General features: G+C 48.1%; 15 protein-coding genes and 1 other RNA gene. 8 read left to right on the forward strand and 8 right to left on the reverse strand.

Translation table 11 applies throughout. From position 1 onward, the window contains the following. Entirely contained in the window at positions 1–909 is a 909-nt protein-coding gene (locus Q337_RS0100145) for a DUF6929 family protein (protein ID WP_034279128.1), read from the forward strand. 42 nt (positions 910–951) lie between these two features. Then, positions 952–1,620, forward strand: coding sequence for a 4'-phosphopantetheinyl transferase family protein (locus Q337_RS18175; protein WP_051526443.1), 669 nt, complete (start codon positions 952–954; stop codon positions 1,618–1,620). Between the two features lie 142 nt (positions 1,621–1,762). Here the strand turns inward: Q337_RS18175 and secF are convergent, their stop codons facing one another. The 5 genes from secF to Q337_RS0100175 all read right to left on the reverse strand — a co-directional run bounded on the left by secF (position 1,763) and on the right by Q337_RS0100175 (position 6,263). Next, positions 1,763–2,749 (reverse strand): protein translocase subunit SecF, encoded by a 987-nt coding sequence (secF, locus tag Q337_RS16230; protein WP_051526444.1) that lies wholly within the window; start codon positions 2,747–2,749, stop codon positions 1,763–1,765. 11 nt (positions 2,750–2,760) lie between these two features. Then, positions 2,761–4,629, reverse strand: a complete 1,869-nt coding sequence (gene secD, locus Q337_RS0100160) for a protein translocase subunit SecD (RefSeq protein ID WP_026469850.1) — start codon at positions 4,627–4,629, stop codon at positions 2,761–2,763. A gap of 50 nt (positions 4,630–4,679) precedes the next feature. After that, the gene (yajC, locus tag Q337_RS0100165; protein ID WP_026469851.1) at positions 4,680–5,009 is read right to left on the reverse strand and encodes a preprotein translocase subunit YajC; all 330 of its coding nucleotides are present in this window, start codon (positions 5,007–5,009) and stop codon (positions 4,680–4,682) included. Between the two features lie 242 nt (positions 5,010–5,251). Beyond that, positions 5,252–5,845, reverse strand: coding sequence for a 5-formyltetrahydrofolate cyclo-ligase (locus tag Q337_RS0100170; RefSeq protein ID WP_026469852.1), 594 nt, complete (start codon positions 5,843–5,845; stop codon positions 5,252–5,254). 19 nt (positions 5,846–5,864) lie between these two features. Continuing rightward, positions 5,865–6,263 carry a heavy metal-responsive transcriptional regulator gene (locus tag Q337_RS0100175; protein WP_026469853.1) on the reverse strand — a complete coding sequence of 133 codons (399 nt, stop codon included), beginning with the start codon at positions 6,261–6,263 and terminating at the stop codon, positions 5,865–5,867. 145 nt (positions 6,264–6,408) lie between these two features. Here Q337_RS0100175 and Q337_RS16235 point away from each other — a divergent pair, with 145 nt between their 5' ends. From Q337_RS16235 to Q337_RS0100200, 5 genes are all read left to right on the forward strand, one after another. Then, positions 6,409–8,883 carry a heavy metal translocating P-type ATPase gene (locus tag Q337_RS16235; protein ID WP_084494656.1) on the forward strand — a complete coding sequence of 825 codons (2,475 nt, stop codon included), beginning with the start codon at positions 6,409–6,411 and terminating at the stop codon, positions 8,881–8,883. A 162-nt stretch (positions 8,884–9,045) separates the two neighbouring features. Beyond that, a complete protein-coding gene (locus Q337_RS0100185) occupies positions 9,046–10,290 on the forward strand; it encodes a putative solute-binding protein (protein ID WP_034279129.1) in 1,245 nt (414 codons plus the stop codon). A gap of 308 nt (positions 10,291–10,598) precedes the next feature. Next, positions 10,599–11,816 carry an alkane 1-monooxygenase gene (locus Q337_RS0100190; RefSeq protein WP_026469855.1) on the forward strand — a complete coding sequence of 406 codons (1,218 nt, stop codon included), beginning with the start codon at positions 10,599–10,601 and terminating at the stop codon, positions 11,814–11,816. A gap of 7 nt (positions 11,817–11,823) precedes the next feature. Continuing rightward, positions 11,824–11,988, forward strand: coding sequence for a rubredoxin (locus tag Q337_RS0100195; RefSeq protein WP_026469856.1), 165 nt, complete (start codon positions 11,824–11,826; stop codon positions 11,986–11,988). A 120-nt stretch (positions 11,989–12,108) separates the two neighbouring features. Next, positions 12,109–13,143, forward strand: coding sequence for a helix-turn-helix domain-containing protein (locus Q337_RS0100200; RefSeq protein WP_026469857.1), 1,035 nt, complete (start codon positions 12,109–12,111; stop codon positions 13,141–13,143). A 45-nt stretch (positions 13,144–13,188) separates the two neighbouring features. Here Q337_RS0100200 and ssrS read toward each other — a convergent pair. From ssrS to Q337_RS0100210, 3 genes are all read right to left on the reverse strand, one after another. Continuing rightward, positions 13,189–13,370, reverse strand: a non-coding RNA gene (gene ssrS / locus Q337_RS18515) — 6S RNA. 138 nt (positions 13,371–13,508) lie between these two features. Next, positions 13,509–13,793, reverse strand: a complete 285-nt coding sequence (locus Q337_RS0100205) for a cell division protein ZapA (protein ID WP_026469858.1) — start codon at positions 13,791–13,793, stop codon at positions 13,509–13,511. Continuing rightward, a complete protein-coding gene (locus tag Q337_RS0100210; RefSeq protein WP_026469859.1) occupies positions 13,790–14,347 on the reverse strand; it encodes a hypothetical protein in 558 nt (185 codons plus the stop codon). The genes Q337_RS0100205 and Q337_RS0100210 overlap by 4 nt, the downstream gene beginning before the upstream one ends. A gap of 65 nt (positions 14,348–14,412) precedes the next feature. Here Q337_RS0100210 and Q337_RS0100215 point away from each other — a divergent pair, with 65 nt between their 5' ends. Then, on the forward strand, positions 14,413–15,051 hold the full coding sequence (locus Q337_RS0100215; RefSeq protein ID WP_026469860.1) for a UPF0149 family protein: 639 nt from the start codon (positions 14,413–14,415) through the stop codon (positions 15,049–15,051). Positions 15,052–15,071: the final 20 nt, after the last annotated feature.

Here is a 15,071-nt window from a genome sequence, read left to right on the forward strand (position 1 = left end):
ATGCAATTTATATTAAAAGCCTTTCAGGAAGTTGAGGGGCTGGGTGCTGCTTCCGGACTGGTTTATCAGCATCCCCGCCTTTACCTGATTTCAGATTACAGTAGCTATTTGTACTGCTATGAGTTAGAACAGGGCCAGCTAAATAAAATTGCACTGTTTGCTGATAGCCGTGACTTTATTCCCAAGCCTGAAAAATTTGATTTTGAGGCTATTCTTGAGTATGACAATGCCTTGTTGTTGTTAGGCTCGGGTTCTACCCCGCGCCGTAATGCGCTGGTGCGCCATGATTTATCAGATTCCAAGGCAAATCAAGGCAGCAGTGGAGTAACCCGGCAGTATGACCTGTCTGCACTATATGAGAAGTTCAGGCAAACCGCCCAGTTAAATGATGATGAGCTTAATATTGAAGGGGCAATATACCATCAGTCCCAGTGGCTGTTGTTCCAGCGTGGTAATGGCACACAAGCACAAAATGGCATTTTTATCGTGCAGGGTAATATTGTTCAGGATTTAATTTTATCCGGCGACGTCCGGCCCGATGGCAGCATTCAGCCCAATAACATTGTTCAAGCTATAGAATTTGTACCGCTGCAATTACCCGTTGTGAATCAGGTATCCAGTGGTTTTACCGATGCTATTCTGGTAGGGGAAACTATTTATTTTCTGGCAACTGCAGAAAACAGTAGTTCAACCTATGATGATGGAGAAGTGCTGGGCAGTTATATCGGCTACATGGATTTAAATACAAAAACCATTCAGGACGTGCAGTTAATCAGTACTTGTCACAAGTTTGAAGGCCTGGCCCTGTATCAGCAAACGCCTCATAAGCTGGAATTTTTATTGTGTGAAGACAACGACACAGAACAGTTAAGCACCACCATTTATAAATTAACTTTGGCGCAGGATTAATGGCTGGCCTGTTTTTCTCTGATATCAAGTGATAGGGCTACGATGACAAATAGCCTGTTAATTCATATTGCCTTGCGTCATATCCGGCCTGAAACTCTGAATCACTTGCAGGTTAATGCGGTAGATCACAATAATTTAGCCACTAATCCGCAGCGCAGGATGGAGCAGCTCATCAGCCGGAGCTGGCGGCGGCAAATTCTGGCCACGCAGCTTGATCAATCCCCAGAAAATCTGTGCTTTGCAAAAGATAGCTATGGTAAGCCTTATTTAGTGAATACCCCAAACCTGCAATTTAGCCAGTCGCATTGTGCGCAGCAGTTTGTTCTGGTTTTTAATCAACAGCGCATTGCTATTGGTGTGGATATTGAGGCCAGACAGCGGACTATCAATCTGGCAGGATTGGCAAAGCGTATACTTACCGCAGCGGAAATGCAGGTTTTTACCCAGGCTGCAAACCCACAGGCTTATTTATTAAAATGCTGGACGATTAAAGAAGCAGTGCTTAAGGCTAGCGGACTGGGCATTCGCTTAAACCTGAATACGCTGGAAACACACTATAGCGGCTCTGAACCTCATACTAATAGTGCTGTGGCTTATCAGGCAGCTATTGGGGAATGGGCGTATCAGTGTTTTGCAACAGAAGCCTATTACTATAGCGTGGCATGGCAACATCATTCAGCACAGCAGGTGAGCTTTAACTGGTTGCCTTGAAATTTTATCAGGCATTACCCTTATAAAGCAGTGAAAAAACAGGATGAACAGGCATAAAAAAGCCTGCTGGTTAATATAAGGAATCCTATTAACCAGCAGGCTTTAAGGTGCTAACCCTTAAGCAGGATTAAAACAGCATTAATCAAGGTACTACATCAGTTTCTTCAAATTCAGGCTTTACCTGAACTATAAAATCCTGACGGTTTAGACCACGCCACAGGGCATAGGAAGTACCAATATAAATGGACGAGTAGGTACCAACAAACAGACCAACCAGCATTGCCACCGCAAACCAGAACAGGCCATCACCGCCTAAAAACAGCATGGCCAGATCAACCAGTAATACCGTAGTCACCGTCATGATGGTACGGCGCAGGGTTTCAGTCAGGGATATATCCACCACTTCAACCGGGTCAGCGCCACGAATCTTGCGGAAATTTTCACGGATCCGGTCTGATACCACAATACTGTCGTTGAGTGAGTAACCAATCAGGGCCAGTACGGCTGCCAGTACAGTCAGGTCAAATGGCCAGCCGAAAATGGCAAAAATACCCACGGTTACAATGGTGTCATGCAGCAGGGAAATAACTGCACCAACGGCCAGCTTGAATTCAAAGCGAATGGTTACATACACCAGCATAAGGATTAGCGCTAGTGCCACTGCACCTACTGAGCGAATGTATAGCTCGTTACCTACCTGTGAACCTACAGCATCCACTTTTTGTACTGTGGCTGTATTGCTTGGTAACTGTACGGCGCGATTCAGGCGGGCGCTAAGGTCTTCACCTTCCTGTGCCGGCATGCGAACAATCAGGTCACGCTGGGTGCCCAGAAACTGCACTACAGGCTCTTTAAAACCGGCGTTTTCCAGTGCATTGATCACCTGCTTTTGCTCAACTGGCTGGCTGTAATTAATTTCAGCCGAGACACCGCCAGTAAAATCCAGCCCAAGGTTTAAGCCTTTGGTAAAAATAAAGCCAAGGCAAACCAGGCTAAACACCAGCGAAAAAATAGCCGCTGGCGTTTTAAAACGCATAAAGTGAATGACAGGTTCATTACCGCGACGGCCATATTCACGTGGCTGGTTGGTGGTTGCAGGCGTATCGGGTTGAGCAGTTGATTTTTTCATGGACGTTCTCCTCAAATGCTCAAGTGGTCAATACGGCGCTTGCCGTACACCAGTTGTACTATGCCACGGGTGACTGTAATGGCGGTGAACATGGAACAGATAATGCCAATCGCCAGTGTGACCGCAAACCCTTTGATTGGACCTGTACCAATGGCAAACAGGATAAAAGCCACCAGTAAGGTTGTCAGGTTAGAGTCAAAAATGGTGGTATAGGCGCGGTCATAACCCGCCACAATGGCCTGCTTGGGTGAGGCTCCCCAGCGAATTTCTTCGCGGATTCGCTCACAAATCAGCACGTTGGCATCCACCGCCATACCAATGGTCAGCACAATGCCGGCAATACCGGGCAGCGACAGGGCCGCACCAATCCATGACATGACGGTGAGAATCATGGCAAGGTTCATAAACAGTGCCACGTTGGCAATTAAGCCAAACACGCGGTAGAACACGATCATGAACAGGGCAACCAGTACAAAACCAACCTGGGTAGATAAAATCCCCTTGTCAATATTGTCCTGACCCAGGCTTGGACCAACGGTACGTTCTTCTACGAAGTACATGGGGGCAGCCAAAGCACCTGCACGCAGTAACAATGCAAGCTCAGAAGCTTCCTGTGGCGTGCCGACGCCGGTAATGCGGAAGCTTGAACCCAGCACCGCCTGAATGGTGGCGCGGTTGATCACAACACTTTCGATATAAGGCGTACGGGTTTCCACCGTTTTACCGGTTGCTGGATCAGTCACATAGCTAATGCGCTGCTTGTTTTCAATAAACAGCACCGCCATTTGCTTGCCAACTGCATTACGGGTGGCATCAGCCATCAGCTTGCCACCTGCAGTATCCAGCGTGATGTTGACTTCAGGCTGGTTGTTTTCATCATAGCCACTCATGGCATTTTGCACACGCTCACCAGTGACAATGCGCTGGCGTTTTAGCAAAATGGTAGGGCCATCCAGTTTTTCAAACGGGAAAGCCTGAGTACCAGCAGGCACGGGGCCACCTGCATAGGTGTCTGCCTGTTCAGATACTAAACGGAATTCAAGATTGGCGGTGCGGCCCAGTACACGCTTGGCTTCAGCCGTGTCCTGTACACCGGGCAAGTCCACCACAATGCGATTGCTACCCTGACTTTGTACCAATGCTTCAGCCACGCCCAGCTCGTTAATCCGGTTGCGCAGAGTGGTTAAGTTCTGATTCACCGCGTACTGGTTGATTTCCTGCAAGCGGGCTTCGGTATATTTTAATTGCAGGATCGGACCATCAGTGGAAGCCAGTGACTGAATGCTAAAGTCATTACTCTGGCGGCGCAGTACACTGACTGCATTGTCACGGTCTGTGGTGTTGGCAAAGCTCACCACAATGTTGTCTTTGTTTTGGCTTACCGCATTAAAGTTGACCTTGTTGTCACGCAGGTTACGGCGAATATCTGCTGTAGCGGTTTCCAGCCGTTGTTCCAGTGCCTTGCTCATGTCCACTTCCAGCAGGAAATGTACCCCGCCGCGTAAGTCCAGCCCCAGCTTCATGGGTTTGGCACCAATGGCCTGTAACCATGCCGGGGTGGTAGGTGCAAGATTTAGTGCAACAACATAATTTTCACCCAGTTCACGGCGTAATACTTCCTGTGCCTTAAGCTGGTCTTCACTGGTACGCACGCGAAGCAGTGCCGCATTCTGGCCAAAACTGCCGTCATGGGTTGCAATACTGGCGCTTTTTAGGATTTGTTCTGCACGGTTCAATACCGTCTGGTCGATCTGGCTTCCTGCCTTGGCGCCTGAAATCTGAACCGCTGGCTCGTCAGGATAGAGACTGGGCAGGGCATATAATGTACTGATGACCAGAACAAAAAGGATCAGTACATATTTCCACGCTGGATAACGCATTTGAATTCTACTTAATGAAAAAAGGGATTGCGAAACCAATCCCTATAAAATTACAGACTGTTGAGGGTGCCTTCTGGCAATACGGAAATGACCGCAGCTTTTTGAATTTTTACTTCATTGCCACGGTTGAGTTCAACCACCGCATAGTCCCCTTCCACCTTGGTAATGCGGCCCATTAATCCACCGGCAAATACCACTTCACTGCCCACGCTGACACTGTCAACCATTGCGCGGTGTTCCTTGGTGCGCTTGGCTTGTGGACGCCAGATCAGGAAATAGAAAATCAGGATAAAACCAACCATCATCAGGATGGATGGCAGCGGACTCTGCTGGCCAGCCGCAGGAGCAGCCGCGTAGGCTGTGGAAATAAATAAACTCATTAACGAACCCTTCAAGCAGTGACAAAGTTAACTTCTGCCACGAATAAAAATACAACGAATACTGGTGCTGCAATTTACCTTGTCTGGACTTTTGACGCAAATGGTTCAGACCTAAGGCATCATTTATTCACAAAAAAGTGGACTGATTCTCATCTCGGATCGCGATGCTGAAAAATACTGCTAAAACCCTTCCTGAGAAAGAACCATAGCGTTGGCAAAAGGCTTCCATCAAGTTGTTATTGTCAATGATTTTTCAGGCTACGAAATGAAGAAAATCCCGAAGGTGTCAGCACGGCATCCAGCGGTTGATCCCACGGCTGCCGCTCAAGATACTCAGTTTGCTGGAAGTCATAGGCCAGCCCTAACCGGTAAGCCTTGTGCTTTTTCCATAAGGTACGGTCATAGTAGCCGCCGCCCATACCAACTCGGGAGCCATATTTGTCAAAAGCCAATAGCGGCATAATCAGCAAATCCAACCGGTTAACGCTAATACTACGTTGCCGGGGTTCATGCATGCCTAGTCGATGAATGGAAAAACGCCGGTTTTGCCACTGCTGGCGATTGATGCGCACCCATTGCAGTTTCTGGTCAAAATTACGGATTTGCGGCAGGTAAATGTTTTTCTGTTGCTTTAAGCCTAGTTTAATAATGGCTTGAGTGGGGACTTCACCAAAGGCGCTCAGGTAAATACCAATATGGCGCGCTTGCCGAAATACTGCCTGCCTGCGCAGACGCTGAGCCACCTTGCGGCCTGCCTGCTGCCGGATGCGCTGGGATAAAGCACGGCGTTGCTTGCGTAATTGCTGGCGTAAATGCTTAAGCTGTTCTGGGGTCATGTGTTGATTGTCTTGGCTTTTAGTCAGATTTAGATGTAACGTCATTTAAAGCCTGCAAAATTGGACAATTGGCATTGGTAGAATGCTCACATTCATCAATCCAGGTGCTCAGGCGATGTTGCAAATGTTGCAGCTCATCAATACGGTGCTGGATTTCATGCAGGCGATTTTTAATGACTTCACGCACGCGCTGCTTGTCCTGCATGCCATCCAGTGCCAGCAACTCGGCAATTTCATTGAGTTGCAAGCCGGCCTGTTTGGCCCGTTTAATAAATAACAGGCGCTCAAGATCGTTTTCCTGATAGTAGCGATAAGCCTGGGTACTTTCAGGAATTCGCAGTAAGCCAATGCGCTGGTAATAACGGATGGTTTCATTGGAAACCCCGGCCTGTTTGGCCAGTTTGCCAATGGTGAGCATGGAAATTGCGACCTCATGATTGAGCAAAAATGAATCGTTAAAAAAATTGCTGCTGACAAAACATGGTTACAAAGTGGACTTGACTCTGTACCTGAGTACAGGGTTTATCGTGTTTGGCAAGAAATGTCAAATCAGGTTGTTTATCATGAATCATACTGAACCAGATCACTCAGACCATAAAGCCCATTCCTCCTGTTGTGGCGAAGTGCCTCAAGATACCAGCGACCCGCATTTGCCGAATCATCAACATCAGACAATCCAGTCAAACGCAACTGAGCCAGAAAAACAGGGATGCTGTGGCGGAACAAAGTCCAATGCAAAACCTGATTACCCAACTGATTCAGCCATTGACCCGGTGTGCGGCATGACGGTCAGCATGGCTAGCCAATGGCATACGGATTATCAGCAGCAGCACTATTATTTTTGCCGGGAAGGCTGTTTAACCAAATTTCAGGCCAACCCGCAACAGTATTTACAGCCAAAAGCCGCAGAACCATTGCCAGCCGGTGCAGCAGACATGTTGTACACCTGTCCCATGGACCCGGAAATTGTGCAAAAAGGGCCAGGCACTTGCCCCATTTGTGGCATGGCGCTGGAACCCATGCAGCCCAGTTTAACCGATGAAGTATCGCCGGAACTGGTGGATTTTAGCCATCGTTTTTACTGGACCTTGCCACTATCTATCATTGTGATGGCACTGGCCATGCTGGGGCACCATATTGCAGGGCTGTCTGCGACGGTACGCAGTGGACTGGAATTGCTGCTCAGCCTACCAGTGATCCTATGGGCAGGCAGGCCAATTTTGCAGCGCTGTTTTGCATCTTTAAAAACCCGCCATTTAAATATGTGGACATTGATTGGCATTGGTGTGAGCGCCTCATTTGTATACAGCGTAGTGGCCACGGTTGCTCCGCAAATTTTCCCGCAATCGTTTTATATGCATGGCCGGGTAGGGGTGTATTTTGAAGCGGCCTGCATGATTGTGTCACTCACCCTGTTTGGGCAGATTCTAGAACTTAAAGCCCGGTCTAAAACTTCCAGCGCATTAAAAAGCCTGCTGGGTTTACAGGCCAGTACTGCATGGCGGGTGCAAGATGGGCAAACACAGGAAATTCCGCTGGAACAGGTACAGGTGGGTGATCAATTGCGCATCCGGCCCGGTGATAAAATTCCGGTAGATGGAATTGTATTAGAGGGAAGCACTAGTATTGATGAATCCATGCTGACCGGTGAACCGATGCCGGTTAAAAAACAGGCTGGTGACCGGGTGATTGGTGCCACCATGAATGGCAGTGGCAGCGTGCTGATTGAAGCACAGCATGTGGGACAGGACAGCATGCTGGCTCAGATTGTGCGACTGGTGGCCGATGCCCAGCGTTCGCGTGCGCCCATGCAGCGCATTGCCGACAAAGTAGCAGGTGGTTTTGTGCTGGTAGTACTGGCGATTGCAGTGCTGACGTTTGTAGTCTGGGCGTTGCTTGGCCCGGAGCCACAATTAAGCTATGCCTTGCTCAATAGTGTGGCCGTGCTAATTATTGCCTGTCCTTGCGCATTAGGCTTGGCAACACCAATGTCGATTATGGCGGCAACCGGACGCGCCGCAACCAGCGGGGTACTGTTTAGTAATGCCGAAGCCATTGAGCAGCTACGGCAAGTGACCACGGTGGTGATTGATAAAACCGGTACCTTAACTGAAGGACGGCCAGTATTGAATCGCTTGATTGCTCTTACAGCACAGTATGATCATGATGAACTGCTGGGCATGCTGGCGTCACTGGAGCAGGGCAGTGAACACCCGCTGGCGCGTGCCATTATGCAGGCTGCAAACGCTAAAAATATCACCCTGCAACCCGTACAGGATTTTGATTCCTCCTCCGGGATTGGTGTACAAACTACGCTTAATGACCACCAGTTAATGGCAGGCAGTGAAAGCTGGCTGAAACAGGCGGGCATAGTACTAGACAGTGCCATCCAGCGTCAGGCTGAACAATTGCGTCATCAGGGCGAAATCATTTTGTACTTTGCTATTGATGGACAACTGGCTGCTTTGGTGAGTGTGAATGATCCCATCAAGGCCACTACCGCGAAGGCTTTAGCATTCTTAAAAGCGCAAAACCTTGAGGTGATTATGGCTACGGGTGATAGTCAGGCTAGTGCCAATGTGGTGGCCAATACCCTGGAGATTACCCAGGCCTATGGCGACATGACCCCGCAAAGCAAGGCTGAGCTGGTCAAGACGCTGCAACAGCAGGGCAAGGTGGTGGCCATGGCGGGTGATGGCATTAATGATGCGCCTGCACTGGCAGCAGCAAGTGTGGGAATTGCCATGGGCACAGGCACTGATATTGCCATGCAAAGTGCCAGTGTGACGTTGGTGAAAGGTGACCTGTATGGGATTGCGCGGGCTTATCGTTTGTCACAGGCCACGGTTAAAAACATGAAGCAAAACCTTGCCTTTTCCCTGCTGTATAACGCGATTGGTGTGCCTGTTGCTGCCGGGGTGCTTTATCCCGTATTTGGCATTTTACTCACACCCATGATGGCAGCACTGGCAATGTCGTTAAGCTCGGTATCCGTGGTGATGAATGCCTTGCGCTTGAGCAAGTTCAAAGTGAATTAAGCTAATCCCTTAAAACTTAAGCTTAAGTCCGGATATAGAAACGTTGTGAAAAGTGGCCCATTGACCAAACTCTCAGGTGCTTAGCTGTACAAGTGTCAATGTGGCTGCAAACAAGGCGTGCTTTAATCCTGCTGAAGGATTAACCAAGCAGGATGTAAAATAATGAAAAATCTCAAGCAGTTTGCCCTAAAGAATCTATTGCGCAGCAGTGTATTATGGGCAGCCTTTGCGCCTGTATTATTGCCTGCAACAGTGTCTGCTGCGCCGCTTAGTAAACCTGAGCCACAACTCAGCCAGTCGGTGATTGGCCGCATTCAAAAGCTGATGGATAACCCGTCCACCTGGCAAAAAATCCCCAAACAAGTCACCTTGTGTGTGTATTCACCGGATGGGCCAAAAGGGGAGAGCTTCAAGCAGGCGATGAGCTATCTGACCGAAGTGCCCAAATACACCCGCATGGCCAAAGACATTGGCATTGACCTGAATGTCACCATGCTCAATCCACTGACCTTACGCATTGATATTGGTTATCCCAAACTGAAAAAAAGAGCCAGTACCGAAACCAAAATCCGTGTCTATAGCGATGAGCGCGTGTTGGCCGAAGATTTTAAGATGAAAAAATGTGATGGCGCTGGCATGAGCAATATCCGGGCACGTCAGTTCAATGCCTTTGCCGGCAGCATGGATGCCATTGGCGGCATCCTCACCTACAAGCAGTTATCTGAAGCCATTAGCCTGCTGTCACGCCCTGAATTTGCCAGCCGCATGACCAACCGGGATTATGAGGTGGTCGGTATCATTCCGCTGGGCGCTGCTTACATCATGGTCAATGACCGCAAAATCAATACACTGGCCAAGGCAGCCGGCAAAAAAGTAGCCGTTTTTGATTTTGACAAATCACAGGCCAAATTGGTACAGCGCATTGGTGCCCAGCCTGTTGCCGTAGATTTTACCTCGGTGGGCGGCAAGTTTAACAACGGTGAAGTGCAGATTATGGCAGGCCCGGCACTGATCTTTAAACCGATGGAGCTGTCCAAAGGCATGATTGGCCCAAATGGAGAAATCAAAGGGGCAATTATCCGCTTTCCACTCATGCAGGTGACTGGCGTGCTGATGATGCACCGGGGCAAATTCCCAGATGGTCTGGGGCAAATTGTGCGTGAGGTTAGTTCGCTTAACCTTGCGCCTGCCTACGATTTTGTCTATCAAACCGAAAATGATATCCCGGTAAAATACTGGATGGATGTACCCGGCACCGACAAACCGGGCTATCTAAAAATGATGCGTGAAGCCCGGATTGCCATGACCCAGGACGGTTATTACGACAAAACCATGATGCAGTTTTTAAAGCGGGTACGTTGCAAGTTTGAACCGACCAACTACGAATGCAGCATGAATGAGGAATAACAGATTCTAGTAAATCAGACCAAATCTGCAAAACTAAATCTACAAAGCCAAATCTATAAGCAGGGGCCGATTGATCAAACCGGCCTTGTTTTTTTAAGCGAATACAAACCATAAATTTTAAAAACCAGCATTGCAGGGCAGGCATAGGCAATTTTCGATTCTTTAAAAAGTCTAAAACAGACAATGCTTAATTAAATAGCAAGATGTCTTTAAATGAATGATCAATGTCTGTTAATGAATTTCAGCAAAAAACGCCAAGCGCCACAATTTGCTTTATCAAGACAAGATAAAACGCTGTGGAGCCGGTGATGAATGCAATAAACCCTATTGATTTATCCAAACCTTCGGTCAAGTTCAGGGACAACAAACGAAAACTATGGCTGTTGGGGCTGGTAGTTCCCAATATTGCCAATGCGGCTTTTCTGGGCTATCAGTTTGGCCCCAGGATAACCCGGAAACTATTTGCCTCGGCTGGCCCGCTGGCCTTGCATCTGATCATTCCAGCCATTGATAAACATCTGGGTGAAGACCCTGACAACCCGCCAGAAGAAGCCATTGCAGCGCTGGAGCATGATCCCTACTATGCACGGGTAGTCAAGTTATTCATTCCCTTTCAACTGGCAGCCAATGTTTATGGCAACTATATTGCCAGCAGAACGACCACGCCACTGGCAGACCGGATTTTGTTTGGCCATCTTCTGGGTGTGGTCAATGGCGTTGCAATCAATACTGCCCATGAACTCAGTCACAAATCCGGCAAGCTTGAACATTATTTATCGCATCTGTGTCTGGCGCCTACGGGCTACAATCATTTTCGCATTGAGCATCCGTATGGCCATCACCGCCGCGTGGCAACCCCTGAAGACCCGGCATCTTCGCAACTGGGTGAAAGCTTCTGGCAATTCTGGCCGCGCACCGTCGTTGGAAGTTTCAAGTCTGCCATTGATATTGAAACCCGACGTTTAGAGCGTAAAGGCAAAACATTCTGGTCGCTGGATAATGAACTGATTCACGGCTGGGCCATGAGTGCGGCGTATCATCTGCTCATGCTGAAATGCTTTGGCCCCCGCATTATTCCAACCCAGGTAACACAGGCATTGTGTGGCATCACCCTGTTTGAAGCCGTCAATTATATGGAACATTATGGCCTCAAGCGCGAAGACTTAGGCAACGGGCGTTATGCGCGAACCATGCCGGAACATAGCTGGAACAATAACAGCATGTTTAGTAATGTCCTGTTATACCAGCTCCAGCGGCATTCCGATCATCATGCTTATCCCACGCGCAGTTTTCAGTCACTGCGGCATTATGACAATGTACCGCAATTACCTGCCGGCTATGCCAGTATGGTATTGCCCGCCCTGATTCCAGGCTGGTGGTTTAAGCAAATGGATGAACGAGTGATTCAGCACTATGCAGGGCAGATTGATAAGCTCAATATTTATCCCAAAGCGCGTCAGAAGCTGTTAAGCAAGTACGCACATTTATTTAACCTCGCAGCAAAACCAGCTGTTTTGGCAAAGTGAGCGTCACATGAAAAAATACCAATGTATTGTGTGCGGCTGGATCTATGACGAAGCGCAAGGCTGGCCCGCAGAAGGGATTGACGCTGGCACGCGCTGGGAAGATATTCAAGCCCACTGGTCATGTCCTGACTGTGGAGTGAGTAACTCTGATTTTGAAATGATTATGCTGTGAAGCATTAACCTTTAAGGAATTTAAGGTTGATGTGCTAAAACGATGCGAGGAATACTGAGCCTTTCCACAGGTTCAGTGTTTTTAAATTACTGTATTAAACCAGCCCTGACTCATGCAAAAATGATCAATAAAACCATTCCGCTTATTCCGGTGCGCTACTATTTGCGACTGATCGAACTCATTGCCGCAAGGAATATTTCCACGCAGGCCTTATGTGATGAGCTTAATATTGATATTGGAAAATTCCTGGCTGAACCTGATCTCAAGGTGTCGATAGAGAAGGTAGAAAAATTTGTTCAGTACTGCTTAAAGTATCCGGCTAACCGCGATCTGGCCTTTGAGCTAGGCCGTTCATTGCACCTCAGCTCACATAGTCTGGTGGGTTATGCGATTTTAACTTGCGACACTATTGAACATGCCCTCAGGCTGGTTACCCGTTACTTTAGCTTGATCATGCCCAGCTTCAAGGCGTTCATCCATTATAACCCGCACAACCAGATGGAACTAACCATTGAACCTGAACTGCTGCTGGAACCGCTCACCCTGAATTTTCATATTGAAGCCATTGCCGTTGCGCTGCAAAATAATATTAACGAGTTAATCAGCCAGCAGCTGGCCAGCTATCATATTTTTTTGTCCATCCCTGAGCCGTTGCATGTGCATAAATTCAATCAATTAACTTCGGCAAAATTTCATTTTAACAGCCTGCATAAGCCGGGAATAAAACTCATTTTAAGTCAAAGCCTGCTTGAGCATAAATTACCGCTGGCTGACGAGATGACACTCAAGGCCGTAGAGCGACGGTGTCAGGAACAAATGAAGGAAATTACCTATGGACAGGATTTTCCCGAGTGGATTGAACGGGTATTGATGAATGCTTACCAGATGCCAACCCTGGCTGAATGTGCAGACCTGCTGCATGTCTCAACCAAGACTTTGCAACGTCAGCTACGCAAGAAAAACACAGATTTTAATGTGATCAAGAAAAAGGTGATTACCCTAAGGGCCAAACAAAGACTTGCGCATTGTTCAGACAGCATTACCCAGATTGCCCATGAACTGGGTTACTCATCATCATCGAATTTTGCGAGGGCATTTAAGGCGCTGGTTGGGATAAGTCCCGAAGGATATAGAGCAAATTGCAATAAAAGCTAGCTGTTATAAAAGGCAGTTATTATAAAAATAATGGAATAGAAAAATAAATGCTCCAAAGTGCCGCTGTGTGTCGTTACCCTTGAACCCTAAAGTTCAAGGCGGAGGCGACGCCAACTTACAGGCTTTCTACTCAGGGTAGACATGCACACAAAGTCAGCAGACCGCATCCATACGTGTTGATATCGGCTCAGGGGATTAGGACACACTGGCGAACACTTCAGATTGAATGCATTATAACGCAGTCTTGGCTTACTGTAATCCCCACTGTTGTGCGTTTGCTTTATTTTTTAGCAAAGCTTTTGTGGCACTCTGTATAAAAAACAATTTTGGGTCTTGACCTTCATATTGTGAAGAAAAGGCACCAGTTAGCCCAGCTGTGCCAGTGATTTTTCCGCATCATTGATCATTTGCTTGATCAGGCGCTGACAGTGGGTTTGTTCCTGCAAGTCCTTATTAAGGCTTAAGACTTCCTGAGCCAGACTCAAGGCAGTTAATACCGCCACGCGCTCGGATTCCAGTCTTGGCATGCTACGGCGCATGTCCTGAAGTTTTTGTTCCAGCAGGCTTACAGCTTTTTGCAGCTGTTCTTCCTCGCTAGGTTCACAAGCCAGTTTGTAGCTACGATCCAGAATTCTTACATCAACAGTCATGACTGATTTCCTTCTTCTTCAGCCGCAGGGTTTTCAAGCGCAGCAATGTCCTGATTGGCCTGTGATGGGTTTAAACCTTGTCCTAGCGACGCCAGCCGCTGAATAATGGCTTCCACTTTTTGCTTGGCATGTTCATTCTTAACGATTAAGCCATCACGTTCCTTGATCAGGCTTTGATGCTTCTGGCCCAGTTGCTGCTGGTCGCTGGCCAGCTTGTCACGTTCAGTCTTTAACTGGTCACGCACCACCAGTAAGGACTCAAAGCGATTTTTTAGCTCGCCCGCATTTTGTTCAAGGCGGCCATAGCGCTCGGCCAGCGCAGTCGCATCGGTTTGCAGGCTAATATAGCGCTGCTGGAATTGCTCCAGTTCCTGTTCCAGTTCCTGATTACGGACATTGGTAAGTTCCAGTGCTTCGCGCACTGCCGGGTCTTCCACCGTTTTTGGCTTGGCTTCCAGCGCGGTACGCAATTCCTGATTCTGCGTTTGCACCAATTGCAACTGAGTGGTTAATTTTTGAATGAGCGTTTGTAAACGCTGAACTTCTTCCAACATGATTGGGTCGCGTCGCTTAACAATGAAGAGTAATATAGAGGTCAAGATAGAGGTTGGTCAATGTAATGCAAGACGATATTTCAGGTTGGAATGAATGGGAAGCCGCTTTTAAGGATATTCCTGAGCTGGCAAGCCCCAGTGAGCTGCATGGTTTGGTGATGGGAATTGTCGCAGTAGCGCAGGCACCCACAGGCGACGAGTGGCAATATATGCTGCAACAGCTTGATTTTGAGCCACTGGATACCAATGCCCTGCAACTACTGGTGGATGAGGCAGAAGATGCCGCAGCAGCACTGGCTGACGATAGTCTGGATTATATGCCTATGCTGCCTGATGACCAGCATACCCTGGAAGAACGGGTGCAATGCCTGGCAGACTGGTGTAATGGCGTGGTGCTGGGTTTTGGCCTGGCTTCTGGCCACTTGCGTAATGATGAGTCTGAATTGTTACAAGATTTGCAGGATGTGGCTGCGGTTGAGTTTGAAGCCAGCGATGATGACGAAGAAGGCGAGGCCAGCTATGCGGATCTGGTGGAATTTGTACGCCTGATTCCGGTGAGTCTTTCTACAGGGCGCCAGAAGCAGCCATTAGCCGAGACAGCAATTTTTAAAAAAAATTTAAAAAATCAGGCATCGTCAGCCAGAACGGTGCAGGATGACAATATCTCCATTGTAGAGATGTTTACACCGGATCGGCCGTCCTGAGCTGCAACCTCCTGTGGTTA

The organism is Alkanindiges illinoisensis DSM 15370, from assembly GCF_000619845.1.
In the GTDB taxonomy this organism is placed as follows: Bacteria; Pseudomonadota; Gammaproteobacteria; order Pseudomonadales; family Moraxellaceae; genus Alkanindiges; species Alkanindiges illinoisensis.